Origin of the sequence: Aquabacterium sp., assembly GCF_021768455.1 — a bacterium.
GTDB lineage: Bacteria > Pseudomonadota > Gammaproteobacteria > Burkholderiales > Burkholderiaceae_C > Aquabacterium.
On record NZ_JAIZVX010000225.1, the window covers coordinates 1 to 4,403 of the forward strand.

4 protein-coding genes are annotated in these 4,403 nt (G+C 67.8%); 2 read left to right on the plus strand and 2 right to left on the minus strand.

Translation table 11 applies throughout. The features are described from left to right. On the plus strand, positions 1-1,061 hold a 1,061-nt coding region (gene ftsY / locus QZ994_RS18905), incomplete at its 5' end, for a signal recognition particle-docking protein FtsY (protein ID WP_290877357.1). 15 nt (positions 1,062-1,076) lie between these two features. On the opposite strand, the gene QZ994_RS18910 is transcribed toward ftsY, so the two are convergent. Both QZ994_RS18910 and ffh read right to left on the minus strand, forming a co-directional pair. Further along, entirely contained in the window at positions 1,077-1,883 is an 807-nt protein-coding gene (locus QZ994_RS18910) for a DUF2726 domain-containing protein (protein WP_290877359.1), read from the minus strand. Positions 1,884-2,104: 221 nt separating this feature from the next. Then, positions 2,105-3,472, minus strand: a complete 1,368-nt coding sequence (ffh, locus tag QZ994_RS18915) for a signal recognition particle protein (RefSeq protein WP_290877361.1) — start codon at positions 3,470-3,472, stop codon at positions 2,105-2,107. A 32-nt stretch (positions 3,473-3,504) separates the two neighbouring features. Between ffh and QZ994_RS18920 the strand changes: the two genes are divergently transcribed. Beyond that, positions 3,505-4,356, plus strand: a complete 852-nt coding sequence (locus QZ994_RS18920; protein WP_290877364.1) for an inner membrane protein YpjD — start codon at positions 3,505-3,507, stop codon at positions 4,354-4,356. The last annotated feature ends 47 nt before the right edge of the window (positions 4,357-4,403 follow it).

A 4,403-nucleotide genomic window follows, 5' to 3' on the forward strand; every position in this document is an offset into this window, starting at 1 on the left:
ACGCAGAGGTCGCTGCGCCGGCGCCCGCCTCACCACCGGCACAGCCCCCCGCACAGGCACCGGCTCCTGCTGCACCACTGGCCACCTTCAAGGCGGCAGCGCCGGCCGAAACTGTGGCCCCGGTGCCGCCCCCTGCCCCAGCGCCGGAGCGCCGTTCCTGGCTGGACAAGCTCCGCAACGGTCTGCGCAAGACCGGCTCCAGCATCGCCCAGGTTTTCACCGGCACGCAGATCGACGACGCACTCTATGAAGAGCTGGAAGCCGCCCTGCTGATGGCCGATGCCGGCGTGGCCGCCACCGAGCACCTGCTGGCCGACCTGAAGCGCCGCGTCAAGGAAGCGAAGGCCACCGATCCGAGTCAGGTCAAGGGCCTGTTGGTCGAGGCCATCACCGAGCTGCTCAAGCCTCTGGAGAAGTCGCTGGAAGTGGGACACCACACGCCCACGGTCATCATGGTGGCCGGCGTCAACGGCGCAGGCAAGACCACGACCATCGGCAAGCTGACCCGCCACCTCTCGGGTGCGGGGCAGCGCGTGCTGCTGGCCGCCGCCGACACCTTCCGCGCCGCCGCCCGCGAACAGCTGCTGGTCTGGGCCGACCGCAACCAGGTCGACATCGTCAGCCAGGAAGGTGGCGACCCGGCCGCCGTGACCTTCGATGCCGTGCAGGCAGGCAAGGCCCGTGGCTGCGACGTGGTCATTGCCGACACCGCAGGCCGCCTGGCCACGCAGTTGCACCTGATGGAGGAGTTGCGCAAGGTCAAGCGCGTGATCGCCAAGGCCATGGACAGCGCCCCGCACGAAGTGCTGCTGGTGGTCGATGGCAACACGGGGCAGAACGCCCTGTCCCAGGTCAAGGCCTTTGACGAGGCCCTGGGCCTCACCGGTCTGGTCGTGACCAAGCTGGACGGCACCGCCAAGGGCGGCGTGCTGGCCGCCATCGCGCTGTGGTCGCGCCAGCGCCACGCCCCCGTGCCGGTCTACTTCATCGGCGTGGGTGAAAAACTGGAAGACCTGCAGACCTTCAGCGCCCGCGAATTCGCGCAGGCTTTGCTGAACTGAGCGGGCAAGCCTGACTCAGCGGCGGGCGGTGTCAAGCGGCACCGGCCCTGAATCCAGGTCGTCAAACCAGGTGGAGGGCGGCGGCTCCTTGCGGTCGCCATCTTCGTCCGCCCAGTCGTCCACATTGAAGTCGACCGAGGTTTCGTCGACGCTGACACCCTGCATGGCCCCAGCCGGCATCTGCATGGAGGCCACCACGGCAGCGGCCTCGGCGTCTCGCCGCGCCACGTTCATGTCGGGATAGCCCGATTTGCCCGACGCGTTCAGCGCCGAGCCCAGGATGGCTTCGCGGGCGACGGCCGGCCCCGGCAGCGCCCCCTCCAGCCACACATGCACCGGGATGCGCGCACTGGAAAGCACCCGGTCCATGCGGGCCTGGCGCTTCTGGGCACGTTCGTTTTCACGGGCGAAGGGCTGGCGAACCTCGACCACGGCCACCACCTGAGAGGCCATGTCGCACACCACCAGATCGGCGCAGAGCGAACCGACACGGCGCAGCCACTCGCTGTAGGAGTTGCGGGTGGGCACCTTGATGAAACGGGCCACCGGCACCTGGGCCAGCACCATGTGGTCGGGCAGGGCCTTGCGCAGCACATGGTAAGCCTCGCGCTCGGCACCGGTCAGCACACGCGTGGCGGTGGGCTCCCAGGCCTGGATGGTGTCGAGGGATTCGTCTGCCGGGTTGCCACGGCGCCCGGCCTTGGGCTTGGCGGCGCGCCGGGGCGCATGCCCACCTGCTGCGGCCGCACGGGAGCGGTGCCACCACCAGGCGGTGGCCAGGCCCGCAGGGGCCAGGATCGCGGCCAACAACATTGGCCACATGGTTGCCAAGTCCATCGTCAAGGCCTTCCTGCCTGAGGGGCTGGCCTCAAGGCCGCACCCGCTTCTTGCCCCGGCTCACGGCGCCGGACCGTTCCATCTGATCGGTTGCTGCACGGCAATCTGTAGAGCCCGGGAAGGCTGCGCAACACATGTCACACAAGCTAACACCTGGGCTCGCGCAGGGTCAAGGCCCCAGGCAGACAGGATGGTGAGCAGCGGTATCAGCCGCCACCCATGCCGGGAAAGCCCTTCATGCCGCCCATGCGCTTCATCATCTTGAAGAGGCCGCCGCCTTTGAGCTTCTTCATCATGGTCCGCATCTGGTCGTACTGGTTGAGCATGCGGTTCACGTCCTGAACCTGCACCCCCGAACCCGCCGCAATGCGGCGCTTGCGGCTGGCCTTGATGAGGTCGGGCTTCTGGCGCTCCAGCGGGGTCATGGAGCGGATCATGCCCTCCATGCGGCGCACATCGCGCTCGGCCTTGTCCATGTCGGCCTGGCCAGCCTTGGCGGCCAGTTCGGTGGGCAGCTTGTCGATCAGGCCGGAGAGCCCGCCCATTTTCTTCATCTGGCTGATCTGGGCCAGGAAGTCTTCGAGGTCGAAATCGGCGCCAGACTTGACCTTCTCGGCCAGCTTCTGGGCGGCCTCGATGTCGACGCCCTTCTGCACCTCTTCAACCAGGGCCACGATGTCGCCCATGCCCAGCACGCGGCCCGCATGGCGATCGGCGTCGAACACCTCCAGGCCATCGATCTTCTCGGAGACACCGGCAAACTTGATCGGCACACCCGTGATCTGGCGTACCGACAGCGCGGCACCACCGCGCGAGTCACCGTCGAGCTTGGTGAGCACCACGCCGGTCAGCGGCAGGGCGTCCTTGAAGGCCTTGGCGGTGTTGACGGCGTCCTGACCCTGCATGGCGTCGACCACGAACAGGGTTTCGATGGGGTTGAGCTGGGCGTGCAGGGCCTGGATCTCGGCCATCAGCACCTCGTCGATGGCCAGGCGGCCGGCGGTGTCGACCAGCAGCACATCGAAGTAATGGCGGCGGGCGTGGTCGATGGCCGCCGCGGCGATGTCGGCCGGCTTCTGGCTCGGGTCAGACGGGAACCACTCGGCCCCCGCCTGGGCGGTGACGGTCTTCAGCTGCTCGATGGCGGCGGGGCGGTAGACGTCGGCCGAGACCGTCAGCACCTTCTTCTTGCGCTTTTCGATCAGGTGCTTGGCCAGCTTGGCCGTGGTCGTGGTCTTGCCGGCGCCCTGCAGACCGGCCATCAGCACCACGGCTGGCGGCTGGGTAGCCAGGTTCAGATCGGCAATGCCCTCGCCCATCGTGGCCGAGAGCTCCTTTTGCACGATGCTGACCAGCACCTGCCCTGGCGTGAGGGAGGAGACCACCTCGGCGCCCAGGGATTTCTCCTTGACGCGTGCGATGAAGTCGCGCACCACGGGCAGCGCCACGTCGGCCTCCAGCAGCGCCATGCGGACCTCTCGCAACATGTCCTGCACGTTGGATTCGGTGATGCGGGACTGGCCGCGCATGGTCTTGACCAGGCGACTCAGGCGTTCTGTGAGGTTCGATGCCATGAAATAGCTGCTTGTGCTCTTAAACTTGACCCATGATTTTATCGCCCGCCTTCTCCACCACATGGCCCAGTGGCCTCGCGGTGCTGGCTTATTTGTTGGGCAGCGCCTGGCCGACCGGCCAGACAGGCGACCGCCAGCGTGCAGAGCGCCCCATCTGGGCCGCCTTGAGCTTTGGCTGGCTGGCCCAGGCCATCGCCATCGTGATGGACGCCCTCTCGCTCGACGGCCCCTCGCCCGGGGCCCGTTTCGGCTTTGCCCCGGCCCTGTCGGTCACGGCCTGGCTGGTGCTGGGCGTCTACGCCATCGAGAACCGCAAGCTGGGCCTGCCGGGCATGCGCCGGGCGCTGGCGCTGCTGGCCGCGCTCAGCGTGGCGCTCGCCTGGGTCTTCCCGGGGCAGGCCTACGTCACGGCGGGCTCGCCCTGGGCGCCGCTGCACTGGCTGATGGGCTTTGCGTCCTACGGCCTCTTCGGCATGGCCTTGCTGCATGCGGCCTTGCTGCAGCACGCCGAAAAACAGCTGCGCGCCAAGCCCGTCAGCGGCCAGATCCCCTCGCCAGGCCTGCGCGGGCAGGCCTTGGGCATGCCACTGCTGCGTCTCGAATCCCTGACCATCAAGTTTGTGGGCGCCGGCTTCGTGATGCTGACGCTGACATTGCTGTTTGGCGCCGCCTTTGCCACGCCGTGGCGGTGGGACCACAAAACGGTGTTCTCGGTGCTGTCCTGGGCGGTGTTCGCCGTCCTGCTGCTGGGGCGCCTGCGCTTTGGCTGGCGTGGACGGCAGGCCGTGCGCTGGCTCATGGCCGGCTCCTTCCTGCTGCTGCTGGCCTATGTGGGATCCCGCTTCGTGATGGAAGTGGTGCTGCACCGCCCCATCATCGCCTGAGGCCCCATGCTGAAATACCTGCTGATCGCCCTGGCGCTGGTGCTGGC